The sequence below is a fragment of the Nitrospira sp. KM1 genome, from assembly GCF_011405515.1.
Taxonomy (GTDB): domain Bacteria; phylum Nitrospirota; class Nitrospiria; order Nitrospirales; family Nitrospiraceae; genus Nitrospira_C.
The window spans coordinates 2,134,468-2,160,612 of record NZ_AP022671.1; the positions used below are offsets into that span (position 1 = coordinate 2,134,468).

Genomic DNA, 26,145 nt, shown 5'->3' on the forward strand with positions numbered 1-26,145 from the left:
CCCACCCGGTCCTCGATTATCTGGATCGATCATGGCCGGAACGGTCCTCGACGTCAGCGACGACAATTACAAGGAGTTCACGGACAGCACCGGAGCCGTGGTGGCCTACGGCTTGGCCACATGCGAGCCCTGCAAGACGTATGACCCCATCTTGGAAGAGACTGCGGCGAAGTTTCCCAACATCAAAGTCGGCAAAGCCAAGATGCACGTACCCGGACGCTGTCGTGAGATCAAAAAATCCCATACGTTTGAAACGTACCCCACCACACACTTGTTCGCCAACGGCAAACTCCTGTTGTCTCGGGAGGGCGTAGTTGAACCGGCCGAATTGGCCGCCCTCATCTCGGAGCATATTCTCAAATAATCTCCCGCCCCCCACTCCCGCAAAATAGCGATCTCCTTGACTCAATGGCCTTCTGTAGTAAGGTCAGGAGAGTCCGGGGCACGCCCCGCGATGCCTCATCATCATGACGGGAGAGGTTATCCGGCCTATGTCAGATTCTCAGGTGCCTCGTTACGACCCGCAGGTGCTTCTGAATTCTCAGCCGGTCATCGTCTCGGTCATTGATCCTGCGACTCACGAAATCCAGTTCCAGAATGAGACCGCCCGGAGAAAGTTTGGAGAGACCACCGGATCGGCATGCTATGCCAAGATTGCCGGAGAAATGTCTCCCTGTATGTTTTGCCGGATGCCGGAGGCGATGGCCAGCGATTCGGTCGTATCCAATGAAGTGGCCCTGCCGGGGGACAAGCACTTGCTCGTGCACTGGTCGAAGGCTCCGACGACCGACGGCCGCACCCATATCATCGAGACCATCACCGACATCACGGAAAGCAAACGAACGGAACAGGCGCTCCGCCAGTCACAGAAGATGGAGGCAGTGGGGCGACTGGCCGGAGGTATCGCTCACGATTTCAATAACTTGATGATGGTCGTGATCGGCCATGCCCACCGATTGCTGCAGCAATTCTCCGCCCATCCGTCGAAGCGGGAGTTGGAGCTGATCAGTCATGCCGGGATGCGTGCGGCTGCCTTGACCAAGAAACTCCTGAGCTTCAGTCGCCGTCAAGTATTCGAACCCAAGGAACTGTCCATTCACGCCGCCGTCCGGGACATGGAGGACATCCTACGCCGCCTGATCGGCGAACAGATCCAAACGATCATCGTGCTGCATCCTCAAACGGGACATGCGATTGTGGATTCTGTGCAGCTCGAGCAAATCATCATGAATCTGGTATTGAACGCGCGTGATGCCATGCCGGATGGGGGCTTGCTGAACATTGAAACGGACAATATCGATCTCGATGAACAGTTCGCCAAACGCCATCCGGGTTCCACGGCCGGTCCGTACGTGAAAATCATGGTCCAGGATACGGGTTGCGGGATGGATGCCGACACACTCTCGCATATCTTTGAACCCTTCTTTACCACCAAGGGACCGGACAAAGGCACGGGGCTTGGACTGGCCACCGTATACGGGATCGTCAAGCAGAGCCAGGGATATATCGAGGTCGCGAGCGAACCGGAACGCGGGTCCCGGTTTACGGTCTATCTTCCACGGGTGGAACCAGCGCTGAGCGAGGTGGTGGGGACTCAACGCGACACGGCCGCACACGTGACTCAGGAAACCATTCTGGTCGTAGAAGACGAAGAAAGCATCAGGCGGCTCATGGCCAACATTCTGCAGGACCACGGCTACCATGTGCTCATGGCGTCCGATGGAATGGAGGCCCTCCAAAATCTACAGGGACTCAAAGGACCCTGCCACCTTGTCATCACGGACGTCATCATGCCTCGCATGAAAAGCTCGGCATTCGTCGAGGGGCTACGGGCCATGCGTCCGGAAACCAATGTCCTCTACATGTCGGGATATGCCGGAGACACTCTTCAGGCTAATGGAGTGACTGACGAGACGCCGTTTCTTCAGAAACCCTTTCCACCCTCAACGCTCATCGAAAAAATTCACGACCTCTTGCAAACCCCGTCACGATGACCCGGCAATCAATGACACCGGACGTATTGAAGTCCGGTCTCATCAGACCGTAGCTTGCGCCTCGCGCCCATACTGGCAGATGACTCCGCCCTCGGGAGCACCATCAGGCGTGAGCCTAGATCGTGCTTCTCCATAACCGATAGAATGACGTGATTGCACCATTAGCCGCTATGGCGCGCATTCGAAAGCGAGGTCCCGTGATTGCACGAGACGGATGCGTGACAATCTGCCGGACGGAATCCGATTGACCAGAGCGGTCCACATCCATTCGGCAACGTGCTCACCCCGAACCTCAGAACGCTTCAAGACTTTGCGTAGATCGTGACCATCGAACATACCAATGACCTGTTCGTGCACCAGCTGGTCCAAGCCGCCCAAATCAATCACCATGCCGGTCACAGAATCGATGGGTCCTTCAACGCTCACAAAGCAATCCCAATCCAGCCCGTGCTGATCTCCTGAAATTGCGTTGAACGAATACCGCCTCGTGACAGTCGCAATCTCCAATCCTGTTGCCGCAGTCACGTCGGCGTACAAGTCTTCATCTTCGTACAGACGAAGTGCATGGAGCCTTCCGATGTCCTTCTGCGCCGCAAGTTTGGCCCAGAGCACGCGAGCGATATTCTCCGAGGTGGGAATGCGATCCTTGAAATACGGCATGTCGAGGTTGAAATTCTTATGATCGAACTCTTCGATAACCGCAAGCAGGACACGTTTGAGGTCGAACAGGTTGATGACCATTCCGGTCTCACCGTCTACCTCACCGGAGACCGTGACTTCGAGCATATAGTTGTGGCCGTGAGCCGGCGGATTGTAGCAGCGTCCGAAGGCGGCTCGGTTTTGCTCTTCAGACCAGTCAGGCTTGAAGTATCGATGCGCGGCGGCGAATTCAATGCGTTTGGTCAGTAGAACCGGCGGCACGGTTGTGCTTTACCTCCTCTATCGAATGACCCAATGTCCTACCTGACGGAAGGTCATGCCTGACATGCCAGGTCCGCCAGCCATTCTTCGCGCATGCTGCCGGGAACCTGCACTTCCGAGCGGTATCCGTTGTGGTCGATCCACAAGCTGACCGGTTGGAGCAGATCAGCAAACGCCCGTCTCATGGATGCGGTCGGCCGGAAACGGATGAAATGCACCGCACTGATCTTGGTTGCATGGCTGTGGCCTTTTTCGAACATGCCAAAAACCTGCTCTGCTCCGGCAAGAATCGCCACGGTCTGGCTGCGGTCCAATCCCATGAATCGGTCCAGACTCTCCTTGATCTTGTCCTGATCGGTGATTTCAATCAAGAGCGTGGCGCTCAACTCATCCCGTTCCGGCATCAGCGCATTATACACATCCAACTCCTCTTGCACCTTGACCGGACTCAGAATCCGTTCCACCCGGATCATTTCCTGAATTTGAAACATCAGAGTATCGCGATTTTCAAAGACCATCGTGACCATCGGCCCAAGTCCGATGCGCCTTCGTTGTTTCAACGTAATGATCCTGGCACGAATCGCTTGCCGTTGCAGCTCATATTGGTCCGGCGGCAGCAGCTCTTCGCGAGTCAACAGCTTCATGATGGCAACCCGTAGGCATCGCGGACGATCTGGATGGGGTGACGGGTGGCCCGTCCTCCGGCGTGCGCAGATGCGCCGGCTTGATCCAGTTGCAGCCCGGCCAACGGACAGTCCGACGCGATGACATCGGCCGGAGCCTGTTTGATGGCTCGAACTGCCTTCGCGGCAATAGTCATGGACAGAGGAAAGAATTCGGTCTTGGCGGACCAGGCACCGTCGTGCCCCGAACACCGCTCGATGACTTCCACCTTGGCCCCCGTGCATTCGAGCAATTCCTTCGATTTGAACCCGATGTTTTGATCTCGCAGATGACACGGGATGTGATAGACCACACGTCCTGGATTGTGAGGGAAATTCATATTCAAGAGTCCGTCTCTTTTCATCTTCATCAGATATTCGCACAGGTCGAATGTCCGTGCTGCTACCGCCTTCGTCGGCTCGTCGTCGGTGATTTCCGGGTACTCTCGCTTGAGCATGAGGCTGCAGCTCGCGGTCGGCACCACCACGTCATACCCCTTGACCACCCAAGGATGCAACGATGCGATGTTCGCCCGCGCGACCTCCTTAATCTGATCGATAGCTCCCAAGTCGAAGCTTGGCATGCCGCAGCACCGCTGTTCAGGTACGACGATGTGAACGCCGTTTCTTTCCAGCACCTGCACCGCCGCTTTCCCAATGTCCGTTGCCTGATAGTTCACCAGACAACTGGAGAAAAACGCAACTTTTCGGCGTGAAGCAACCGGGGCGGCGTCCGGCTCACGCCGGGCAAACCATCGCGGAAAGGTCTCGGTGGAGAAGTGCAGCACGTGCCGTTCATGGTGCACACCGGCCACCCACTCCATGCCTTTTCGGAACCAGCGGTTTGCCAGCAGCCAGTTAGTAAGCGGCGCGGTGAACGAACCTGCAACTCCCATGAGATCCGTCTTGATCAGGAACCGGTCCCGCCAAGACACGCCCCGTTTCTCAGCGAGGTGCGTCTTCCATCGAATCATGAGCCGGGGGAAATCAAGCTGATACTGATGAGGAGGAGTATAGGGACAATGGTTGTAACACAATTTGCAATAGTAACATTCGTCCACCACCCGGTGGTGATCGGCCGGCGAAAGAGCCCTCACATCGCCTTCCTTGACGTCGATGCGTTCGAGTAGAGTCGTAAAGGATGGGCAGAGGTTAAAACAGCGACGGCAACCGTCGCATATCTCGAAAATTCGAGACGTGTCCCGCTGGAGTGACTCCGCGTCGATGGGGTGATGCAGGCTCAGACGAGTCATGATCGCGCGGAGGAAACTCTCGACGGCCGGCCGTCAGCCATAATCTCGCTGAAACTCGGCCGCTGAATCGCGAACGGCGAACGAACCTACCCTTTGAGACTGTCGAGGCCTTTTTGAAAGCGGTTGGCATGAGACCGCTCGGCCTTCGCCAGTGTCTCAAACCACTCGGCCAGTTCGGCAAATCCTTCGTCGCGCGCCGTCTTGGCCATGCCTGGGTACATCTGAGTATATTCGTACGTCTCGCCCTCAATCGCAGACTTGAGATTGGCCTCGGTATTGCCGATTGCCACCCCTGTGGCAGGATCGCCGACCTCTTTCAAAAAATCCAGATGGCCGAATGCATGCCCCGTCTCGGCTTCAGACGTATCCCTGAAGAGGCCTCCCACGTCCGGATAGCCCTCGATATCGGCGCGGCGAGCAAAATAGAGATAGCGGCGGTTCGCCTGTGACTCTCCGGCAAAGGCCTGCTTCAGATTCTCGTGGCTCTTGGTGCCCTGTAAGGATTTGGCCATCGCGTCCTCCTCAAGAATCCGCGGTGTGTGGTGGAGGTGAGATTACCGCTCGAACACCGGCGCATACCATACCGCAGCCATCGATCGAGGATCAATGGCCGTCCTTGCTACGTACTTGCAGATAGGAAGGCAACTCAGCGCTCATCTCAGCCAATGAGCGATAGGTCTGATCTTTTGCAGAGAGAAGGGGATCCGATACGGGCCAGGCAATCGCGAGGGCCGGATCGCTCCAGATAATCCCCCGCTCATCCTTCGGAGCGTAGTAGTCCGTGCATTTGTAGAGAAAGGTCGCCGTGTCGCTGGTGACGCAGAATCCGTGCGCACATCCAGGAGGTACGTACACCTGGCGCATGTTCTCAGAGGACAGTTCGACCCCGTACCACGTACCGAATGTCGGCGAACCCTTTCGGATATCGACGACCACGTCATAGACCGATCCTTCGAGCACCATCACTAACTTGCCTTGAGCATGCGGATCCTGAAAATGCAGCCCTCGCAGGGTGCGACGGATGGATTTGGAAACGTTATCCTGGACGAATCGTTCGCTCAATCCAGCCTCACGGTACCGCAGCTCATGATACGTCTCGACGAAAAATCCACGCGAGTCACGAAACACTTTCGGTTCAATGAGGAGAACACCGGGAATGTCGAGAGACGTGATGTGCATTCGTGCAGTCAGGGGTTCGGCCGTGCCGTCGAATGCCCCGGGGGGTCGACGATATCAGGATCATCAGGGTACAATCGGCTGAGCCGATCGATCAACGGCTTGGCGGCAGGAGTGCTCTCGCGTGTAGGGTCGCTGACCGGGTGATCCCAAACCATGGTAGTAATTCCCGCATCATGACACAAGGTGCGGATCACCGAGGCGCACGCCTCCAGCGTCAACTCCGTTCCTTCGCGTAAATCGAGAACGCGCAGTTTCGGATCGGACGGCGGCGGATCGGTGTGGACCAGCGTCCAACAGCGGTCGAACAGTTCCATACGAAGTCGTTCGGAGACATTGATCGTCGTCAGGTTGGACGTGCACAGTGCCGATACGAACAGCACAAACTGCAGATCCGGCATCCCGGGGTTGTCGATGTCCAACGATGGCATAGGATGGCATTATCGACGTCGGACTTGATGGAGTCAACGCAATGGTCACGATTTCTCTGATGGGACAGTTACAAACCGCCGACGGTGAACGGGATCTGGCCTGCGAACTCGCATCGCCGATGACGGTCCGACAAGTCATCCAGCGGCAGGGCATTCAGCTTCGCCATCTGCTCCAGCTGATCCGCGAAAAAAAAGTGCTGGTCACCATCAATAAAAAAATTGCGAGCGATGATTCCCTGGTTCATGACGGAGACGCCATCCGGCTCGTCGGTCACGATGGGTTTGGAGGGAGCGGGCTGGGTCCGACCCACGCGTGAGCACTCCATCAGTGGTCAGAATGTTCCGATGGCCCCGGGGCATACCTATTCAATGCGCGCCGCAGCCTGATTGATCTCGACGGCGCGCGGCCCACTCCACAAAAAGCGAAGGGCCGGCGCCCCCACATGGGGAGCCGACCCTTCGTGCTCGATCAGGCGCCGATGAGGCGCCGGTCAGTTCGTTACTTCTTGCCGAGGATCGAGTCCTTCGCCACTTTGGCCACACGGAACTTGACCACACGCTTGGCCGGAATCTTGATCTCTTCTCCCGTCTGGGGATTGCGGCCGATGCGGGCTTTCCGATTGGCGAGCTTGAGCTTTCCGATGCCGGGGACCGTGAACACGTTCTTCGCTTCACGATAAGCCAGGGCGGCAAAGTCGTCCATCAACTGGACGGCAGCCTTCTTGGTCAGGCCGGACTTCTGGGCCAGGTGATCGGCGATCTGCGACTTGGTCATTGATTTAGCCATCGAGCAACCTCCTTAAGGACTAATGGATTATGGTGAACTGTACATCGCCTCTCGTGACTCCGCTCAGACTCGAAAAAGCTCGAGAACGAATGGTCGTGATGCTTCAAGCGGCGAAAACCTGCGGGAGTCTATCCAAGAGGTTTGTGGCTGTCAACCGGAAAAACACGCTCCAGACGTAGGGAAACACCTCGGCGCCCTCTTGCAGTTTCGAGACCATGCGTCGTAGAGTACTACGGTATTTCTCTTTCCTATCGCCACCTGTCGAGGAACAACATGGGTAAGGAACTCCCAATTCTCCCCGCATCGGCCCAACCTGCGCAGGCCGCTCCACCTGAAAAGGTCCTGTATTCGCGCGTGTTTTGTCAGAAGGAAAGTTGCCCGCCGCTGCGGCTCCTCATCGAGTTCCTGAAATCCAGAGGACAACTCCCGATCACACCGTCTGAGATGGAAGAAGCCTCTCTGGATGAATGGGCATGGGTTCATGTGACCTTGGGCTATGACCGGGCCAGAAAACCAATACAAGTCTTTTGTTTTAGAGACCACGGCACATACCGAGAGGCCTTTGAACAGGAAAAGACCCAGTTCCTGGAAGTGCTGAAGTGCTACGACGACTTCGAAGCATCGCTCGTGTCCGAATCGATTCAGCGCGCCCGCTTTATCCTGATGACACGGTTTGACCAGGATGACATTACGGAAGACGGATACGACTTCAACGGCTGGATTCTCGAATTCTATCAAGAACATTGCAACGGCATCGTCGAGGTCGATGGACAGGGCTTCTACTCGCCGAAAGGTGAACTGATCGTCGACCTGTCGCTCACCGCCGAAACCGAGTGAGCGCGCATGGCGCGCTCACTGCTCCTCTTCCATAGCGCTCTCCCGCAGAAGACCGACGATTGGTTCCATCGCGTGTCCGCGCTGCATCTTGGACAGGTCCCCTGTCAGGCAGGATGCTCTGCCTGTTGTATCGGCACGTTCCCGATCACCCTACTCGACGTTCGTAGCTTAAGAGAAGGGTTGACCCGTCTGCCTGCCACACGCCGCGAGCGGATCGAGGAGACTGCTCAAATCCAACGGAGCTTGTTGGCTGCGACCTATCCAACACTCAGCGATAACCCGTTTGTCGATTCATGGAGTGACGAGAACATCGATCAACTCGTCGAGCAGTACGGACACTTGCGCTGCCCGGCGCTAGGAGATGATGACCTCTGCAGTCTGTACGAATTCCGCCCTCTTGCTTGCCGATCAATGGGGATTCCGATTGAGCAAGACGGCGCGGTCGCGGGAGCCTGCCACGTTCAAACGTTCGTCCCCATTACTCGAATGACTACCGTCCTCCGGACGGAGGAAGCGACGCTGGCACGACAAGAAGGCAAGGCATTGGAATTGGAACGGAAGGCAACGGGAGCAGGGGGCGACGAAGTCCTGCTTCCCTATGGTTTTCTACCGCTATCGTAGGAATAGTGCTCGGCTCCGCAGCTAGACAGCGCGTAAAATGCTGTGCTAAAGTTCCCGTTCATGGCTTGCGGGAGCGCCTGTAGCTCAGCTGGATAGAGCATCAGCCTCCGGAGCTGAGGGCCACAGGTTCAAATCCTGTCAGGCGCACCACCAGCATGAAAGATCCTCGAATCCGCCAGTTGTCCGCGACGCATACTCACCCGGTGGGCCGTTAGCTCAGTTGGTAGAGCAGCTGACTCTTAATCAGCGGGCCGTAGGTTCGACCCCTACACGGCCCACCAAACTTTTCAATGTCTTCTGTAGATCTGCCCTTTCCAGCCTTCATAGGTCCAGCTCGAGGCGCCGAAGCGAGTCAATTGAGAGGGACATAGACAACCATTGTACAGCGGACCTCGACGAGACCAGCGGTTTAGAAAAGCATTTCCACGATTCTCCTCCAAGCCTACTCAGACTCACTTAGGCCTAGTCCAGCCAAGGTTTGCGCCAAACCTGAACTTTGGCTGAGTAGGCTGGAATGAGCTGGAGTTGAGCATAGTTTGAGCACCATCTTCTTCCATAGACTTGCCATGTTTAGCGAGTAAGTCTGTATATAATTCGGGAATCATACTCATCTTGCCCGCGCTGAGTACTCTTGGAATGAATATTACCGTACGTTTGCCGCTGTCTCAGATAGAATGATTATTTAAGACTACCTCCGGTTCGTTGAGCAAACTCAACATCAGACATGTGCAAGTTGAGAGCCAAAGTTCGCAGAGCAGTCAGAATGTTCGCCGTTCCTATATCATTGCCGCCAGCCCGCCACAGACGGAGAAGCTTGAGATGAGCATCAAAGGCTTCCTGCCAGTCGCCATAGAGATATAGAAAGGACGCATAGCCGCTTAGACGAATGGGATCCTCTGGCTGGTATTCGAGAGCCTTGAGATAGTTTGTTTTCGCCAATTCGAACTTGCTTAATTCCTCAAGACAGGTCACCAAATGGTAGAAACATTCACCGTGCTCCCCAAATGGCGCATCGCGACGATTTTTGAGAATATGTCAGCTGCTTCCTGATACTTCTCCTGGTCGAAAAGCTTGTGACCTTGCTGTTCTAGCGGAGTGATGTAATCGTACTTCCCCACAGAAGGACCTCTATTTCCTTTGAGGATAAATATGCAGGCTATTGTCCATATCTTTTTTCATTCGCACGTCGCCCGGATAAGGATCCGCAAAGGCCGTAGGTCGAGGGATGGCAGAATTCCAAGCTGCATGGCCTTTCACCAAGCTTGAACCAGGCAATGAAGACGAGTTCATTGAACGGTGGATTTCTTGGTTTGGCATGGCCGCCCAAGGTCAGTTAAGTCACCCTTCATCCATGCCCAAACGTAGGCCCGAAGGACCCTGGCGTCAATAACGAATCGTCGCTTCCCGCTGCCTGCTATTTGTCCAACATGTCGATATTTGGCTTAGCCAAGCCCTAGCTGTGTTGTGACTTCAACCTATCTTCCGGCCTCGCCTTTGTAGTCGCCTCTTGGAGACCGAACGGTGCAAATCTACCAAAAGGTTTCTAAACGATTGCATCGATGACCATGACCTCGTTACTCTCGGGCAATGCCTACTGAATACATCATCTTTGGCTTACTTCTACTGGGCATTGTTCTCTTTCATCAACGAGCGCTTGAAGTGGCAGTCGTAGGGACAGCCGCACTCGTCACCTATAAGGTCACCTGGACCGGGTTAGATCTCGCCGGTCATCTCGGGCACGAATGGCGCCTGATGACGAACCTCTTCGGCCTCTTAATGGGTTTTGCCCTCTTGGCGAAACATTTTGAGGAGTCGCACGTGCCCAAGTGGTTGCCATCCCACTTGCCATCAGATTGGAAAGGTGGGTTTCTTCTGTTGCTCGTCGTCGCTGGCATTTCCTCATTTCTTGACAATATCGCCGGCGCAATGATTGGCGGAGTGATTGCGAGACGGATGTACGGAGACAGGGTGGCCCTCAGTTTTATTGTTGCTCTCGTGGCAGCGAGCAATGCCGGCGGCGCAGGATCTGTTATTGGAGATACCACCACAACGATGATGTGGATCGCGGGAATCCCAGCGGTCGTATTTCTGAAAGCGTATCTCGCCGCGATCAGCGCAATCGCGTTCACCGGTATCATCGCGGCTCGAACTCAGCATGCGTACCAGCCAGCAATCAGAACATCGGCCGAAGGAGTGCGGGTAGATGTCGGAAGGCTCAGCATTGTCGCCATGATGGTTCTTGGTACAATTGCCGCGAATATCGCCTTCGACTTTCCATCTGTTGGCCTTTGGGCCGGCATCATGGTGGCCACGTTCATCAGGCCTACGCCATGGTCAGAATTGGGACATGCCTTGAGAGGCAGCCTGTTTCTGGTTCTTCTCGTGCTCAGTGCCAGCCTCATGCCGATCGATTCCCTCCCTGAGCCGTCCTGGCAGTCGGCCTTAGGGCTCGGTTTTGTCAGTGCCGTTCTTGACAATATTCCACTCACGGCGCTTGCAATTTACCAGGGAGGGTACGATTGGGCTGTGTTGGCCTACACCGTAGGCTATGGCGGATCAATGATATGGTTCGGGTCCTCGGCTGGTGTGGCGATCTCAAACCTCTTTCCGCAAGCCAAGAGTAGTCTAGAGTGGTTGAAAGCGGGCTGGCACGTGGTAGTGGGATATGTGCTCGGCTTTGCCGTTATGCTGTTTCTCGGAGGCTGGAACCCATGATGGACCGCAGGCGCTCCCGGAGCGACCCTTGGAACAACGAGGTCAACTGGAAGATTCAACGTCGGTTGAGCCAAACGTTTGACCCGCAGATCTCACCATCATTTGATGCCTGCGTGAATTTTCATTTAATTCTCAGGAGATGTGGTACCGGCTTATCGAGGAGGAACTGTTTATGACTTTATGGATAGTTTTCTACCACGCACGGCCCGCTGACTTTCGGAATTTCGATTGAAAATCGGAAGGGTTCTACGCAGCTACCCCGAGACAGAAAAAGATGGATCAGTCAAAAGTTCCCATTATCCGACAGTTTGTAAACTGTATCGGTGGCGAATTAGGCCCGAATTTGTAGTGCACAACCGTCATGTTTGTTATATAGATGACAATGTGATCCACACATTTTCTGATTGGGAACTTACAGACGAGAACTAGAAAAAATATGTGGCAGCCGACAACATCCGGCGAGAATGCGGACAGTGACCGCCAGGGCGATTGTCTTCCTGGCTCCCGCATTCCATCCTCCGCTCATCCATTCGAAATCCCCTCCTCATTGATCTCCACCAAGGCTGTAGTCCGAATAGCCCTCATAGATGACGATGCGGGACTCCGCTCCTGTTTGCGGACTATGCTGTCGGAGTACGACAATATCCAAGTCGTCGCCGAGGCCGGTGACGGACTCGAGGCCATCAAGGTCACCGAGATCTTTCGCCCGCACGTCGTGGTTATGGATGTCCATATGCCTCACCTTAATGGCTTCATCGCGACAAGCATGATCAAAGCGCAGTTTCCGGACATCATTGTCATAGGCTTGTCGCTCTATGGTGACGGTCGGACGGAGGAAGGAATGTTAAAGGCGGGTGCCAGCCGGCATTTAAGGAAAGAGTTGGCGGGCGAACAATTGTATGACGCCATCATGGATCTCACGAGACAATCCATTGCGCAAACTTCCAATTTCCAACACGCTGTGAGGTTCTATTCAAACTACCAGGAAAATGAATCCTATGTTTCCAACTATGCTTTAGAAGGTCTGTATGCAGGCGAATTCGTCGTGATAATTGCAACAGGCAGGCTCTGCCGCGCAGTGGCGGACCATATGGCGCTGGCCCTCCCGAGATCCTTTCTCCGTGAGGGGACTGCACCGAAATATCTTGCCTTAGACGCTGATGAAGTGCTGTCTTCATTTGCAACCAAAGATGATTTAGATCAGGACCGATTCGATCATGTCCTTGACGGAATACTGGGGAAAGTTTGCAAGGCGAGGAATCCTGTCCGCGTGTATGGAGAAATGGTGATACGTCTGTGGGAACGTGGTTATCCCAAGGCGGCATTCGAGCTTGAACAGTTCTGGAATGTATTCGGCGGTCGATACAATTTCTCCTTGCTCTGCGCGTACCCGTTAGAGCTCTTCCGCAATGGCGACCAGCAGCAGTTCATCGACGCATGCAGATTTCATAGTCAAGTGACTCTTTCAGATCCCGCCTAAACGTCTCTGTATCTGGCCGCTTCCGTAGTTTCCTTTTCAAGCGTTCTAATTCAGGCCAATTGGCCCGAAACGATAGCATGTCTCTAGTACCAGAAGGTGTATGGTCAGGACCTTCTGTCCCGAACGTGCGGACTCAACTTAGTGCGGAACTTAACCTCACGATCCGAATAGATTTACCGATCCCTGCAATGGGTCGAGGGCATGCTCAAGAAGATTAGAAACAGCAGAAGAGTAGAGATTATAAAGCCCCGTAAGGATATGGGGTTCGAGGAATAGATGCGAAACTCGGTTTCAGATGGATTTGGAAAGGATATTAAAAGCCATCTGGTCGTAGAACGGACGACCAACAAAGAGTTCGCCTATCAAATTCCACCGCTTCAATTGAGCAATTAGGAATTGCACCTATTAGTTTTTGATGAATTCATAGATTCTAGCGGGACAAAGTGTCCTTAACGAATTGTCATCTTACGGACAATTATAATTTATCCACTATAACCAACAATTAGCCCCAACACACGTGGCAGGCCGATCTTGCTTTTGCCTTACGAAACATGCGGTCGGACAAGGCGTTGTAGGCCAACGCTGATAGACAAATTTAACATGTCCTTTATATTGCCTTCCTAATACGAGCAGCCGTAACTAGGTTGCTATCCACGACAGCACGAAGAATTTTGGCCCTGTACTCCATTATTTTATGAACTCCTTGCTGAAGAGGGAGAGCTGGCGGGCACTGCCATTCAATGAGATTGCGACTACATCAAACATAAAGGACGGAGAAGCCCGGAATGAGGCAGGCGTTAGTCGTAGATGACCACCCAATTGTGCGTGATGCCGTCAGAGAATTGCTTCAAAACGAATTCCCATCAATTGTAATGAAGGACTCGGCCGGTGGAGAAGGAATCGTTCACGAAATTTGTGGAAGCGAGTGGGCCTTTGTTGTTCTGGACATTAATTTCCCCAAGCAAAATGGGATAGACGTACTCAAGAAAGTTATCGCTCGATGTCCCAACATCCCGATTGTCATGTTTAGCCTTTTTACGGATGAACAATATGCCGCTCGCGCCCTACGGGCGGGAGCGATGGCCTATATCTCAAAGGACCGCTCCCCACAGGACTTGGTGGAAGCCGTACGAGGCGTTCTCCGAGGAGCCCCTGTCAGGAAGGTCCGCAAAGAGTTGAGGCCGATTCTTTCGGACCGAGAAGTAGAAGTCCTGACGCACTTTGCCAAAGGCATGAGTCGAAGGGATATTTCGAAGCGTTTAAGTATCAGCGAGAAAACCGTGAGCACCTACAAAGCCAGACTGTTTCACAAGTTGGGCCTAAGTACCACTGTCGAGCTGATACGGTATGCAAATGATGAGGGCTTGATTGAATAAGCACGAACACTTGAGAAGAGGATTTCGGTGAACGACCAAATTCCGCCGTTGTGGGTAATCGTGGATCGGTCGTCACCGCAATGTGTCCTGTACATCATCTCTGACAGAGATCCTGTCAGTGGCTATTTGCCTAAATCGTCCATGAACGATCAACGGACTTATATATTCCACTCATTGAGCGAGCTCTCTCTTCACCTTGAATCTCGAGGCTTCGCTTGCCCAAAAGCGGGATATTTTTTGGCAACGATCGAAGAAGTCATCAAAGGCGAATCGAATATTGTGAGGAGAGTGCCGCCAGTTCACGCACCTCACTGGGATAGTGAAACATCCACTCAGGCCGAACCCTCGTCAAGATGATCTATCCATAGATCATCCGCGCACTGGTCTCTGGACGGACCTAATTTTATGCAAGTAATCGTTGATCGCGTCTTTGGCAAGACCGAAGCATTCACAAGCGACTTTTTTCAGTCTACGAGCATCACGGATTTCGACTGCACCATACCGGTATGTAATCAACCGGCGTTTTTCCAATGCGGCCAAACTGTTCGTTATGGTCACCCGCCGCACTCCCAATTGTCGAGCGAGGAACTGATGTGTGAATGGCAATCTTTTGAGTCCTGTACGATAGCTATGAGCCAGAAGCCAGCGCCCCAGTCTTTGCTCAACAGAGTGAAATTGCGAGCATCCTAAGGACAGCAACGTGTGACGAAAAAGAACGGCATCAAAGCGTCTCACGATCTTGCTGAAGAGAGGCAACTTTTTTTCTAAAAGCAACAATCTGGATATATTGAGCCGGTAGGCTACGCCTCCCACCTGCACGAGAGTTCGACAAGGCGCACGTATTATCCCGTCAAATGCAAACAAACCAGTACAACCTTCACGGCCAACTGCAGCAGCTTCAACCGTTCGACCTGCGCCGTCCGTATCCATAAGACTTATGACTGCCGTAATAGGGAAATACATAAAGCGAATGAGACTTCCGGTGGCATTTAGCTCTTCTTCAGTAACAATAGACACGATTTCAAGATGAGGCCGCAACAGCTGTTGCTCACGACGCGTGAGATTCGCGAATACCTTATTTCTGAGGAGTGCCATGTTCATAACGAGCCGTCCGAGGTTAGGCGGATTGTACGCTAAGACGACCCCTAGCGTCTCTCTCTAGTCACGGAATAGCCCTCAACACGTGTGATCGCCGGAGCAACATTGACGCATATGAGGATCACAGAAATCTAGGCCGTGAAAGCACGTCGCATCATCAGGGACATTGTGGCTAATCCATCCATTAGAGTGCTTCTGGTTGACGATCATTTCTTGATGAGACAAGAACTGCGGGAGCTTCTTAAAAGTTACGCTGATATAACAGTGGTGGCGGAAGCAGGAAATGGACTGGAAGCCGTGGATAGCGTCCAGGTGTGGGAACCGGATATTGTAGTTATCGACGTCAATATGCCAATCATGGATGGTCTCGAGGCAACGAGCATCATAAAAAGACAGTATCCCGCCACTATCATCATCGGCCTCTCCTTAGAAGTCTGTCCGGAAATGCAAACGGCGATGATGAAAGCCGGAGCGTTCAACTTACTGTCTAAAGAATCTGCTTGTAGGGAATTGTATGCGGAAATTATGAAGGCAATGCTTTGAATATCACCGATGTCATCGGCGTCCTACTGGTCTAGTTTAGAAATGGAAAACATCTTACTGGCTGACTCAAATATTTATACCGGTCCAACGAAAACACTGTCGATATGAGAGCGTCAATACTCGTAGCCATCCAAATATAAACATTGTTAATGGCAGGAGGGGTATTAAATTGTTCCCATAGAAAACCTGCCCAACATATTTCCAATATAGCGAACAGGATGGCTAGAAGAGTTCCGTAGCGAAACACATCGACCGCCTCGAAAATCTCCCAGAATGTGCTCGTTTGCTTTGAATCCACTCAACAGGATCTCTCTTGAATTTCATTCTCCGAGGAGTAGAGGCGCTCCAGGTACTGCTAGGACAGTTGCGTTATGCGCCCTTGAGAGCTCGTAAAAAGAGACGCCCAATTTCTTCAAAAAGGAAAAGTTCGGATCTGAACGTACATGGTCAGGACTCTTACGTGCGTAAATCCTGAAATACAGGTTGCCGTGGCCGCTTAATTCGAGGAGGGCGAACATGAGCTCGGTTAACCAATATTTTATTGTCACTAATGTCCCCGCAATGTATGCAACGATATGCCATAACTCTTAGACCGCCGTCCTGTATCTCTTCAGAGATCTTTAACCCGGCGCAACGCCTGCATCGCATGATGTTCCTCCCACATTGTGGAATGCGTTCTCGACTTTATACTGATAAGAAGGCACTAGGTGTCGCCATGGCACCGCAGCCTATGATGTTAGTCACAAAAGGCTGAGACTATGGGCCTACGCACAACCGAGGACGAAATGCCGTATAGCTTTCCTGCCTGATGCTGTTACTGACACTCTCAATATGGAGAGTTGCTCAGAATGAGAATTCTCCTTCGCTGAAGCAATGGGAGGCTTGCGGCTTTTCACGACCAATTCATTTGCTCGTGCCCTTGCTCTTCCGGTTCTTCTTGGTATTTCTGGCATCCGCAGTTTTCCGCCCTCTCACAAAACAGCTACCCAGCATGGCATGATTATCTGGGGTTTTCTTTTAGCACCTCCTTCATTTTGAACCGAACCGCCAAGACTCACTCACCCTGGTTAGTGAAGGTTCTGCGGCAGTGGCGACAGGCAACTCAATCCGTCCGCTGCGGAGCAACGGAGTGTCGAGATCAAAATAGGGATATGATGGTGCGCTCCATTAAGGCCTCTGCCATTGATCGTCCAACGGCCTGGGACAAAGTATCAACGAGCCCTGGAGTGAATAGAAAGGATGAGCTGACTGATTGTTCGCGGAGATACCCTGCGTTTTTAAGGGTATGAAGAATTGTTTCGTGTGTCACTTTTTCCGAGTCGAATAATACTAAGACGTTGCCTGTTGTCGGGTTCACGGCAACGTCCGTAACTCCCCTCAGAGACCTGAGCAACCGTTCAACATGCAAACTCTTCCCCGGCGATCGTCTTATGCCCAGAACTTTCACTCGAAGACGCCCATCTGTCATATGGAGATAAGAGGAAATGTTCTTAAGCATCTGTATTCACCCTGTCTAGGTCTATGATTGAGGAGCTGTATCTCTCGTAGACTCTATAACTTCAAAATTACAACACTGCCTTACTACGATTAATTTCCGGTAAATTGCCGTTAGACCAGCCTCTTATCCTGCCAAGTTACTGCTGTACTGCGAGGCTTCGCTGCACTCTGTTTCGAAGTACATTTTGGCGTGAAGGAGGGTGGACAGGACAGTGCCCCGTCGCCTCACGTAGCGTGACGACGCACTCCCGATGCTACGCTACGTATGGATTCGGTTCGTTCGGAGCTTCGGCCTGTCCCTACCCTGCCCGTATCGCCGAGCCTATTACTTCGCCAGATGTTTGCGAGATGGCTTGATTTGCCGTGCGGCTCGTTCGATCAAAAGAACGAGCCGCGAGCTACGCATGGCGGGATCCCTTCCTCTCTTGTGACCGATCACTCACTTCGCTGGATGCAGACATGAAATTCCCGATGCAATTCCAAGTGAGTATCTTGGTCTGCCAACATAGCGGCCTGGAGCAAGTGCCTCGATCAGTCGCACGCCACTCCATATCGATATCAATCAGCTGCCGATTTCTCCCCCGTCATCCTTCGTAATGACGACACAGGATGAGCGTGGCCGGCTGCCGGCGGCGCCGTCCGGCCACGAGCTGAACGCCTTGGGATTGGCAGGATCGTTGGGCGCTTCGGTCGGCGTCTCCCCAGGATGCTGAATGCCGACGAACATGGTTTTCTCGTCCGGCGTGGTAAAGACGCCGGTGATTTCGCACTGTTTGGGACCGACGAGGAATCGTCGGGTTTCCCCCGTTCCCGGATCGGCACAAAGCATTTGATTGTTGCCGAATCCGGCATATGTGCCGCTGTTGATTGTGGAGGTCGAGACGTCGGTTTGGATCCAAAGGCGCCCGCTGGGCGCGACATAGAGGCCGTCCGGAGAACCATACTTATCACCGACAATCGTGGAGCCATGCGTCGGGTCGGCCGGATCTCCACAGAGCGCGAAGATGTCCCATTTGAACGTCGGCTCCGAAAAGTCGCGGGCATAAAACCAGCGAATGATATGACCGTACACATTGTTGACGCGGGGATTGACCGCATCGATAGAAGGACGTGCGGATCCGGCCGCCGTGCTGCCGTCTGGATTATTCGACGACTCCGGAGTCGTTCCGCGTCGGTTATTGTTGGTGAGCGTCGCGATGGCCGTGAGCGATTCCGGGAAGGTATCGATCCACTCCGGTCTATCCATCATGGTCGCGCCGACGGCGTCGGCCGCGCCCCGTGTGTTGATCAGAATATCGTTCAGCGACCAACCCGCCGCGGCCAAGGCGGGATTGCTCGGAAGTAAGGGCAGCCACTCACCCGTTCCGTCGGACTTGAATTTCGCGACATAGAGGATCCCGTCGTCGAGCGGGTTGATCCCCAACAGACGGGCCTTGCGCCATGGCTTATTCGACACATACCGATAGATATATTCGTTTCGTTCGTCGTCTCCCATATAGACGACGACCTTGCCGTCTTTTGTTTCCTGGACCCACGCCCCTTCGTGTTTTAGCCGGCCCAAAGCCGTCCGTTTGACCGGCATCGTATTAGGCTTGAACGGATCGATTTCGACCACCCACCCAAAGCGATTCGGTTCATTGATCTCGACGTCGGCGTTGAATCTCGGATCTGTCGTAAACAGGCGGAGTCCTGAGTTGAATGGCGCAATCCCGTAGCGGTTCTCCAACTGGTTCTTCGGCATTGTTTTTTGGAAGAATCCGTTGAAATTTTCTTCGCACGCCAGATAGGTGCCCCACGGCGTGAACCCCATCGCGCAATTGTTCAACGTTCCAAGGACTCTTGTGCCTGTCGGGTCGTCAGTGGTTCTGAGCTTGGGATCTCCGGCGGCAGGTCCGCCGATCGCAATCGGAGTCATGCCGGTGATCCGCCGGGCGAACGGCGATGGACGGACGACATCCCAGTCGCCGCGCCTTCTTCTCCGGTCCCATGGAAAACCGCTTCGCTTCGTGATTTCGATGATCGAGACGCCGTGGGCGTTGAGGCACTTGTTGGTTTTTTCCTGACTCCAACTCGCGATGCCGTCCGGGAACAGCAGCCCGTCGTCGGTGTATTCATGATTTTGGACCAGCAAGCCGCGCTGCGATCCGATGATCGGAAAGTACACGACCCCGTCGTTGTGCATGCCCCACTGCCTGGCCTGGTCGGCCGCGCTATTGCTCGCATCCTGCTTGAAGGCCGGCCCGTGCGACAGAGGATCGCCCCATGCAATGAGGACTTCCGCCGTGTAGCCTGGCGGCACGGTGACGGTATCGGCATCCGAAACGGGAATTCCTCGAAACCCGAGAAGCGGTCGTCTCCGCTCATGAGCCGATGCGGGGACAGCCCGCAGGAGGGCGTCCATGCCACCAAAGGAAAGCGCGGCCGCTGCGGCCAAGCCGCCGGTCAGCAATCCACGCCGTGAAAGACGGGCATCCAGGATGTGTTGAAAGTGTTCATTGCTGGATTCGTTACAGCCCTTGTCATCAGCAGTGTTGTTCATTGGAGATCTCCTTATTAAGAAATGTGCACACCATGACGCAGTTCAAAAATCCGGGCGAATCAAACAGCACAAGCTTTGGGCTGTGACGGTGCGCGCATGGTCAGCGCTTCTACGCAGCCATCGATCTCACCTTGGTCAATGCCGTTATCCTTGAAAACACGCCGCGCGCATCGAAGCTGCAGTCCTCTCTGCGTCGCACAACATGTGGCCGGCAATCTCCCAAGCGGTGGTTACGAACAGGTCTCACCGCAATTAAAAAACCGTAACGATCGATGTTGTTCGATTTTTTGCACTAAGACGAAGAAGTCCAGAGCACTCGCGCCGACATTCGATGCACGCCGTATTCAGAAAGGTGGGACTTACAACATCGGCCGAATGAGGATGTTCCAGGGCGATTGATCAGCCGGCTAACCTACAGTGCGGTAACGATGCCGTGGCCAACGCGCCTGCTCTGGGTTGGCAGTGGCCTTCGGAGAGAAAGAAGTTCCTAGGGGCGTTTGAGTGTGCGACCAGTGAAGAACTGATCACGCCATACCGCCGGCTCGAGCATCAATTTTGAGCATTCATAGGCATCAATTGCACAGCAATGCACACACAGAACAGAGGCGGACCATGGATCATACGGACAATTTTCATCCCAACGTGCGTCTGCGGCGTTGACCGCGAGAGGTTTTTGAACTCTCGATTACCAACGCGTAACCTCCTTATGAATTCTGAGTTACATGTGCAGGAAAAGCTTCCGGGTATTGCCTTTGCATTTTGAGTTCATCTGAAAGACGGTGGCTGATCCTGTTCAATCTCTTACAAGGAGGAGAAGATGGTAGTGATTATCGGGTTTGTCACGATGACAGCGTTGGTATTGGTCCTCGCTCATGGCATGGCAAGAGAGAGTGAAGCTGAAAAGCGGCGTGTGAATCGGCTCACCTTGACCGAGCTTCATGAACCCCTCAAAAAAGCGGCCTAAACAGGAGACCCACTGCCGATTGGGAATACCGGACCAGAATCCTGCCTGATGAATTCTTGCTCGCAAGGCTCACCTGCAAACGGCATCCCTGCATGGAGCAGGCAACTGCTGCCGTACCAATTCCATCGCTATTTTGTAGGTGAGTGACCGCATCCGCTCCAATCCACATCACTGACCAACCTGAGAACCTGTCGACACCGTCCCAGAATTAACTCTCACGACATCGTGGTATTACACTTTCGTTACAGGGGTCGGCCAAGCTGTAGGAAAGACAGCTATCCCAGCTTGAAGGAGGAGATGATGGCACAGCCCTGCAATAGAAGACTATCGATGGGCCTGGCGAAAACACAGGATGAGGTACGTGCCGCTCAGCGCTTGCGGTATGAAGTATTCGCTGAAGAATGTGGTGCATCATTGAGCTCTCTGGATCACGAGATTGACCATGATGAACTCGACGAGTATTGCGATCATCTGATTGTGCGAGATCTAGCAGAGAATCAGGTGGTGGGAACCTATCGGATTCTTACGTCATGGAAGGCCCAAGAGGCCGGAAAGTTCTATTCCCAGGATGAGTTCGATCTGCACAATCTTATGACATTGGTTCCTCGCATCGTCGAGGTCGGACGGTCTTGCATTCGGCAAGGCTACCGCGAGGGCGCTGTTATCACGCTCCTGTGGTCCGGCCTTGCTCAATATATGATGACGCGCGGGTACGAATATCTTATGGGGTGCGCGAGTATTCGACTTGACGATGGCGGTATAACGGCGAGCAGGACATATCTCACTCTGAAGGAACACTGTCTCGCTCCCGAGCATTGGCGTGTGTTCCCCAGAGTGCCGTTTCCTGTCAAATCGGCTGCCCCTATCCCTTTCGAAGCTCTGCCGCCACTGATCAAGGGGTACGTCAGGCTCGGAGCCTATGTCTGCGGCGAGCTCGCTTGGGATTGCCAGTTCAACACCGCCGACCTGCTCATGTTCCTACCATTATCGAAAATGAACCCTCGGTATGCGCGGCATTTCATGGGACGGCCATGTTCGAACGAATTATCCGCAGCGTAAGCGGATTCGTCCGGGGACTGCGCCTCACATGGCATATCGTCAAGGGCGCGTTGATCACGGCCATACATTTCCGCCATGCCGATCCAAATGAACGCGACGTAATGATTCAACAATGGTCGCGCGCCTGTTTAGCCATCCTGAATGTTCGACTGCGCATTCATGGCGATGTCCCCTCTTCTGCTCCAGCCATCTTGTTCGCCGCCAATCACGTTTCCTGGCTCGATATCTTGGGGCTCAATGCCGTCAAGCGGGTCCGGTTCGTTGCCAAATCGGAGGTTCGCCGATGGCCGCTCGTGGGTTGGCTGGCCAAGCAAGCTGACACGCTGTTCATCAAGCGGAATTCTCCCAGTGAGCTCATTCCCATTAACCGGTCTCTACACATTGCGTTGAAGGGCGGCCAATCTGTGGGGCTCTTTCCTGAAGGAACGACTTCTAGTGGCCGTTCGGTTTTAAGATTCCATTCCGGTCTTTTCGAATCAGCAGTGACCAGTCGCTCCGCTGTCTGTCCCGTGGCCCTAAGCTATCAGACCTCCGATGGTCATCCGTGTTTCAGAGCCGCATTCGTAGGGAATCAAACGTTGTTGGCTTCCATATGGAACGTCCTGACGCTCCCAGTGCTGTATCTCAATCTCCATTTCATGCCCCCCTTATCCAGTTCGCAGTTCGACCGTCATGAGCTCTCACAACATGCCCGGACCGCGATCTTGGCGAAGGTCAGTCACACGGAATGCCCATGGTCGGTTGCGCATGCAGCCGGATCACAGGTTGAGTGTGCCCATAGATGATGCTGTCCAAGCCTGCGGAGCAACGAGTCCGGTTTAGGGTGCCTTGACTCCGTCATTTCAAACAAGTTCTGCCTTTCACTGGTCAGAGGCCCCCGGGCTCTCAAAGGCAGGTGGGAGCGGGGCAGGAGTCCTGGCCCGCCGGCCGTCGCGAGTTCTGATGGCGCACCAACAACGAGAAAGAAATACCTAGGAAGATGGAAACACTTAGTGCGATTGCACATTCAGCTCCTGTGTCTGCCCCCTCAGAAGCCGAAGGCAGCAATCAAGCGGTTGACCAATTGAGGATCTTTGCTCATGGCGGGAATGCGGAGACGAACTCGCCCAGATTAACGGACGGGAGATACATCCATGATTCGAAGCGATGTATCCCGTGAGTGTAATGAAGTCTTGAGGGAGATGTAACCGTTATTTTCAGTCAATTTTGTACAAATGGTCACATTGAGTTCGCTTTTGAACTTAAGAGAAGAATTAGGTCGTGCAGGGCATTATTTACGGTCTGCACTTCTGAACGAATAGTTCAAGGGACATCCCTCGCGTTCTAACAATCGCTAACCTGCAGGATGAGAACACTCTCCGTGGGACGACTTGACGGTGTTCATGGCCCTGGCTCCAAGATGGAGTCTGCGCGGCTGCGAGAATGTCAATCTATTTTATTTGGTATCCAGATCCTCTTACTATTTCAAGTTGCGGTGGCCAGCCTATACTTCCGGCAATTGCTTGATCCCAAGCAGCGTCATCTCCACCTCATGGCAACTTTTCTTGTTGCCGTCACAGCCGCCTTGATGGTGACCCCGTGGTCTCGCCATAGACGACCCGCTCATGACGAAACGATTGTGGCGCGTGCTGTATTGGCAGGCAGGCTTTCATTCATGTTTTGTATGCTTGTAGATTTGTATTTCATTGGATGGATGATATTAAAAAGCCAAGCATTGGCTTTGAGCCTATCAGTCCTCCTGGCGATCGTCTGTACAGGGGTTTGGTTCATTCCGCCCTTCGTCTATGGTCGTCGGCATTACCACTATAACGGATGAGAAGGCTTGAAGGACTCGTGATCTGATCCTTCTGCCATTTCTCTGTCCGGACAGATCCGCGCAGAGCCCTGCATGGCTCAGAGTATTGTCTACAAGTATTACACAATTGAGAGCGCTCCCCGTCAGGGATTCAATCAGCAATGGCGACCAGAAATCATCATCATCTCGGCAAAAGGTGAACATGGCACGACGATGCGACATTTCACCATTGAGGAGGTCAGTTACCCCACTGAAGCAGAAGCCGACAGGCACGGCGTTGCCTATGGCAAACAGATCATTGATGGAAAAGTCCTGGGAGTTCGCATCGCCGATCCCAGAGGCCAAGTCGGGAGGATGCTGTATTTACAATACAAAGATTCTGAGATTAGTTCCGCGCCCTTTGTGGTGCGCAATACCAGGCCAGAACAGTGGAGGGCTTGTATCCAAATAATATCGCGGAATAACACTGCGCCTTCCGGCGAATTCATCGATGAACGACGGTTCTATGCCACAGAACATGCTGCCCATGAAGCTGGGTTTGAATATGGCCGCTACATCATCGACGGCCATCTCCCGGCCGGACCCCGTTGAAGTGAGTGGCATCGAGGAAGGGTTTTGACGGCGGGGCCAGCAATGGGAAGCAGTTCATGCCTAGAGAGCGTATACGTCTGGGGGCCATGTCCATGACGATGGCGGAAAGTTCCGACAAGCCAACCGTGTTGATAGTGACTTCCCATGAAAGAACAGGGGAATCACTTGGTCGGAATTTCCGAGCTGCGGGCTACGAGGTCTTGTTAACGGCTCATCAATCCTCTGCACTCGAGACCTTGAGATGGGCACGCCCGTCGGTATTGCTCGCGCACCGTCAAGCGTGTGATTTTGCGAAACTGCGCAAGGCTGTATTCGCCATCCCCATTGTCGCCATGGATGGTCCAGAGGCCTATCGATCTGAGGATGTATGGGTAGAAGTACTTTCGCGCGGGGCGGATGGGTTTGTCTGTGAGTATCCTACTCGTGAACTTGTCGCTCGAGTGCGAGCAGTGATGCGCCGTCACAATATGGTACACGGGTCCGTCTCATATACTGCTGGAGGCATCTACCTGCATCGCGAGCGTTATGAGGCGCGCATCCACGGTACGCTGCTCGATCTGACCCGCATGGAATTTCAGGTTTTACAGGTATTGGTCCAAGAACCTGGCCGTGTCTTTGCCCGTCGGACTCTGCTCAATAGAATAGGGAAAGAGGACTGTGACACTGATGAGCATGCGATTGACACCTATATCTATGGGTTGCGGCGAAAAATTGAGCAAGATCCTGCCAAACCTGCATTGATCCTCACCGTCAGAGGGTTTGGCTACAAGTTATGCGACACTAATTGAAACGAATTCCTGGGTTCCCCTCTATCTATCGTGACTAACCGACTCCGGACCGACCCGCAGAACCTCGCTTATTTAACATCGCCTTAATAAGTTCATAACCATATTGCAGCTTTCCTCTTGTAGGGAAAAGGAGGTCTTCCAGCTCACGTGTCGTCAGGCTGTGCAAATTAAGGGGGGGTCTTCATGTTCCATGCACCCAGCAAAAAAGTACTCATCGTCGAAGATGAAAAAGACATTCTGCAGTTGGTGAAGATGTACGTCGAGAAGGAAGGCTTCCGAACTCTCATTGCAATGGACGGCGCCGATGCCTTACGCCAAGTCAGAGCAAACCGTCCGGACCTGATCTTGTTGGATCTCATGCTCCCGGAAATTGACGGTCTGGAAGTGTGCAAGAAGCTCCGTCTCATGCCGCAGACGGCCATGCTTCCCATCATCATGCTCACGGCAAAAAGCGAGGAATCGGATACGATTGTGGGCCTCGAGCTCGGAGCCGACGATTATGTGACGAAACCGTTCAGTCCCAGGGGACTCATGGCCAGGATCAAGGCGTTGTTCAGGAGGCTGGAACGAGCCAATGACCGTGAGGCGAGCGACTATCGGTATGGTCATCTGAATCTGAACGTGTCGCGTCATGAGGTCACCGTGCAAGGGCGGGAAATCACGTTGACCGTCAAGGAATTTGGCCTTCTCGAACATCTCCTGAAAAATCCCGGACGAGTACTCACCCGGGATGTTCTACTCAACAATGTCTGGGGCTATGACTATCATGGCACCACAAGAACCGTCGATGTTCATGTCCGTCGAATCAAACAAAAACTTCCTCTCCTGAATGATGCGATTCTTTCGGTCCAATCGGTAGGTTATAAGCTCAAGGAACAGGACCTGCACGCGTGACGATGCCCGTCGCGGGCAGGATGGCTTCGCTACCGGATCGTACGCCGACTGTGCTCTGAGTTCCTCCGATACCGTCTAAGAATGAGTTCCCTTTTTCGCCTCGCAGTTTTACCGGTTTTAATAG

The 26,145-nt window shown here is 53.4% G+C and carries 26 protein-coding genes and 2 tRNA genes; 18 read left to right on the forward strand and 10 right to left on the reverse strand.

Going from position 1 to position 26,145, the window contains the following annotated elements; all coding sequences use genetic code 11:
* Positions 1-31: 31 nt before the first annotated feature.
* Positions 32-364: a co-chaperone YbbN gene (locus W02_RS09800; RefSeq protein ID WP_173047186.1), complete on the forward strand. Its 333-nt coding sequence runs from the start codon at positions 32-34 to the stop codon at positions 362-364.
* A 127-nt stretch (positions 365-491) separates the two neighbouring features.
* Entirely contained in the window at positions 492-1,994 is a 1,503-nt protein-coding gene (locus tag W02_RS09805) for an ATP-binding protein (protein WP_173047188.1), read from the forward strand.
* 168 nt (positions 1,995-2,162) lie between these two features.
* Here W02_RS09805 and W02_RS09810 read toward each other — a convergent pair whose 3' ends face one another.
* From W02_RS09810 to W02_RS09835, 6 genes are all read right to left on the reverse strand, one after another.
* Positions 2,163-2,915 (reverse strand): 6-carboxytetrahydropterin synthase, encoded by a 753-nt coding sequence (locus tag W02_RS09810; protein WP_173047190.1) that lies wholly within the window; start codon positions 2,913-2,915, stop codon positions 2,163-2,165.
* Positions 2,916-2,968: 53 nt separating this feature from the next.
* On the reverse strand, positions 2,969-3,559 hold the full coding sequence (locus tag W02_RS09815; RefSeq protein ID WP_173047192.1) for a DUF3501 family protein: 591 nt from the start codon (positions 3,557-3,559) through the stop codon (positions 2,969-2,971).
* Positions 3,556-4,830 (reverse strand): heterodisulfide reductase-related iron-sulfur binding cluster, encoded by a 1,275-nt coding sequence (locus W02_RS09820; protein ID WP_173047193.1) that lies wholly within the window; start codon positions 4,828-4,830, stop codon positions 3,556-3,558. The genes W02_RS09815 and W02_RS09820 overlap by 4 nt, the downstream gene beginning before the upstream one ends.
* Positions 4,831-4,916: 86 nt before the next feature.
* Positions 4,917-5,342 (reverse strand): rubrerythrin family protein, encoded by a 426-nt coding sequence (locus tag W02_RS09825; RefSeq protein WP_173047195.1) that lies wholly within the window; start codon positions 5,340-5,342, stop codon positions 4,917-4,919.
* 91 nt (positions 5,343-5,433) lie between these two features.
* Positions 5,434-6,009 carry a dTDP-4-dehydrorhamnose 3,5-epimerase gene (rfbC, locus tag W02_RS09830; protein WP_173047197.1) on the reverse strand — a complete coding sequence of 192 codons (576 nt, stop codon included), beginning with the start codon at positions 6,007-6,009 and terminating at the stop codon, positions 5,434-5,436.
* Between the two features lie 8 nt (positions 6,010-6,017).
* Entirely contained in the window at positions 6,018-6,437 is a 420-nt protein-coding gene (locus W02_RS09835) for a hypothetical protein (protein ID WP_173047200.1), read from the reverse strand.
* A 41-nt stretch (positions 6,438-6,478) separates the two neighbouring features.
* On the opposite strand from W02_RS09835, the gene W02_RS09840 reads away from it, so the two are divergent.
* Positions 6,479-6,754: a MoaD/ThiS family protein gene (locus W02_RS09840; RefSeq protein ID WP_173047202.1), complete on the forward strand. Its 276-nt coding sequence runs from the start codon at positions 6,479-6,481 to the stop codon at positions 6,752-6,754.
* Between the two features lie 182 nt (positions 6,755-6,936).
* On the opposite strand, the gene W02_RS09845 is transcribed toward W02_RS09840, so the two are convergent.
* Entirely contained in the window at positions 6,937-7,224 is a 288-nt protein-coding gene (locus W02_RS09845; protein WP_173047204.1) for an HU family DNA-binding protein, read from the reverse strand.
* Between the two features lie 273 nt (positions 7,225-7,497).
* On the opposite strand from W02_RS09845, the gene W02_RS09850 reads away from it, so the two are divergent.
* The 7 genes from W02_RS09850 to W02_RS09880 all read left to right on the forward strand — a co-directional run bounded on the left by W02_RS09850 (position 7,498) and on the right by W02_RS09880 (position 14,253).
* Positions 7,498-8,061 carry a hypothetical protein gene (locus W02_RS09850; protein WP_173047206.1) on the forward strand — a complete coding sequence of 188 codons (564 nt, stop codon included), beginning with the start codon at positions 7,498-7,500 and terminating at the stop codon, positions 8,059-8,061.
* A 6-nt stretch (positions 8,062-8,067) separates the two neighbouring features.
* Positions 8,068-8,682, forward strand: coding sequence for a YkgJ family cysteine cluster protein (locus W02_RS09855; protein WP_173047208.1), 615 nt, complete (start codon positions 8,068-8,070; stop codon positions 8,680-8,682).
* A gap of 73 nt (positions 8,683-8,755) precedes the next feature.
* Positions 8,756-8,832: transfer RNA gene (locus W02_RS09860), tRNA-Arg, on the forward strand.
* Between the two features lie 55 nt (positions 8,833-8,887).
* Positions 8,888-8,963: transfer RNA gene (locus W02_RS09865), tRNA-Lys, on the forward strand.
* A 1,378-nt stretch (positions 8,964-10,341) separates the two neighbouring features.
* The gene (locus W02_RS09870) at positions 10,342-11,397 is read left to right on the forward strand and encodes a hypothetical protein (RefSeq protein WP_197742197.1); all 1,056 of its coding nucleotides are present in this window, start codon (positions 10,342-10,344) and stop codon (positions 11,395-11,397) included.
* Positions 11,398-12,019: 622 nt separating this feature from the next.
* Entirely contained in the window at positions 12,020-12,877 is an 858-nt protein-coding gene (locus W02_RS09875; protein ID WP_232068726.1) for a response regulator, read from the forward strand.
* A 785-nt stretch (positions 12,878-13,662) separates the two neighbouring features.
* Entirely contained in the window at positions 13,663-14,253 is a 591-nt protein-coding gene (locus W02_RS09880; protein WP_173047213.1) for a response regulator transcription factor, read from the forward strand.
* Between the two features lie 369 nt (positions 14,254-14,622).
* Here W02_RS09880 and W02_RS09885 read toward each other — a convergent pair whose 3' ends face one another.
* Positions 14,623-15,354 (reverse strand): Crp/Fnr family transcriptional regulator, encoded by a 732-nt coding sequence (locus tag W02_RS09885; RefSeq protein ID WP_173047215.1) that lies wholly within the window; start codon positions 15,352-15,354, stop codon positions 14,623-14,625.
* 135 nt (positions 15,355-15,489) lie between these two features.
* On the opposite strand from W02_RS09885, the gene W02_RS09890 reads away from it, so the two are divergent.
* Positions 15,490-15,894, forward strand: coding sequence for a response regulator transcription factor (locus W02_RS09890; RefSeq protein WP_173047217.1), 405 nt, complete (start codon positions 15,490-15,492; stop codon positions 15,892-15,894).
* 1,138 nt (positions 15,895-17,032) lie between these two features.
* Here the strand turns inward: W02_RS09890 and W02_RS22130 are convergent.
* Together W02_RS22130 and W02_RS09900 are read right to left on the reverse strand one after the other, a co-directional pair.
* Positions 17,033-17,392, reverse strand: a complete 360-nt coding sequence (locus W02_RS22130; RefSeq protein WP_173047219.1) for an HMA2 domain-containing protein — start codon at positions 17,390-17,392, stop codon at positions 17,033-17,035.
* 561 nt (positions 17,393-17,953) lie between these two features.
* Positions 17,954-19,930, reverse strand: coding sequence for a PhoX family phosphatase (locus W02_RS09900; RefSeq protein WP_173047221.1), 1,977 nt, complete (start codon positions 19,928-19,930; stop codon positions 17,954-17,956).
* Positions 19,931-20,747: 817 nt separating this feature from the next.
* Here W02_RS09900 and W02_RS09905 point away from each other — a divergent pair.
* The 7 genes from W02_RS09905 (at position 20,748) to W02_RS09935 (ending at position 26,021) form a co-directional block, all read left to right on the forward strand.
* The gene (locus W02_RS09905; protein WP_173047223.1) at positions 20,748-20,894 is read left to right on the forward strand and encodes a hypothetical protein; all 147 of its coding nucleotides are present in this window, start codon (positions 20,748-20,750) and stop codon (positions 20,892-20,894) included.
* A 297-nt stretch (positions 20,895-21,191) separates the two neighbouring features.
* Positions 21,192-21,953, forward strand: a complete 762-nt coding sequence (locus tag W02_RS09910; RefSeq protein WP_173047225.1) for a GNAT family N-acetyltransferase — start codon at positions 21,192-21,194, stop codon at positions 21,951-21,953.
* Positions 21,926-22,738 (forward strand): 1-acyl-sn-glycerol-3-phosphate acyltransferase, encoded by an 813-nt coding sequence (locus tag W02_RS09915; protein WP_173047227.1) that lies wholly within the window; start codon positions 21,926-21,928, stop codon positions 22,736-22,738. The genes W02_RS09910 and W02_RS09915 overlap by 28 nt, the downstream gene beginning before the upstream one ends.
* A gap of 575 nt (positions 22,739-23,313) precedes the next feature.
* Positions 23,314-23,769 carry a DUF6328 family protein gene (locus W02_RS09920; protein WP_173047229.1) on the forward strand — a complete coding sequence of 152 codons (456 nt, stop codon included), beginning with the start codon at positions 23,314-23,316 and terminating at the stop codon, positions 23,767-23,769.
* 72 nt (positions 23,770-23,841) lie between these two features.
* The gene (locus tag W02_RS09925; protein WP_173047231.1) at positions 23,842-24,339 is read left to right on the forward strand and encodes a CV_2116 domain-containing protein; all 498 of its coding nucleotides are present in this window, start codon (positions 23,842-23,844) and stop codon (positions 24,337-24,339) included.
* A gap of 56 nt (positions 24,340-24,395) precedes the next feature.
* Entirely contained in the window at positions 24,396-25,127 is a 732-nt protein-coding gene (locus tag W02_RS09930) for a response regulator transcription factor (protein ID WP_173047233.1), read from the forward strand.
* 183 nt (positions 25,128-25,310) lie between these two features.
* Positions 25,311-26,021, forward strand: a complete 711-nt coding sequence (locus W02_RS09935; RefSeq protein WP_173047235.1) for a response regulator transcription factor — start codon at positions 25,311-25,313, stop codon at positions 26,019-26,021.
* Positions 26,022-26,145 lie beyond the last annotated feature (124 nt).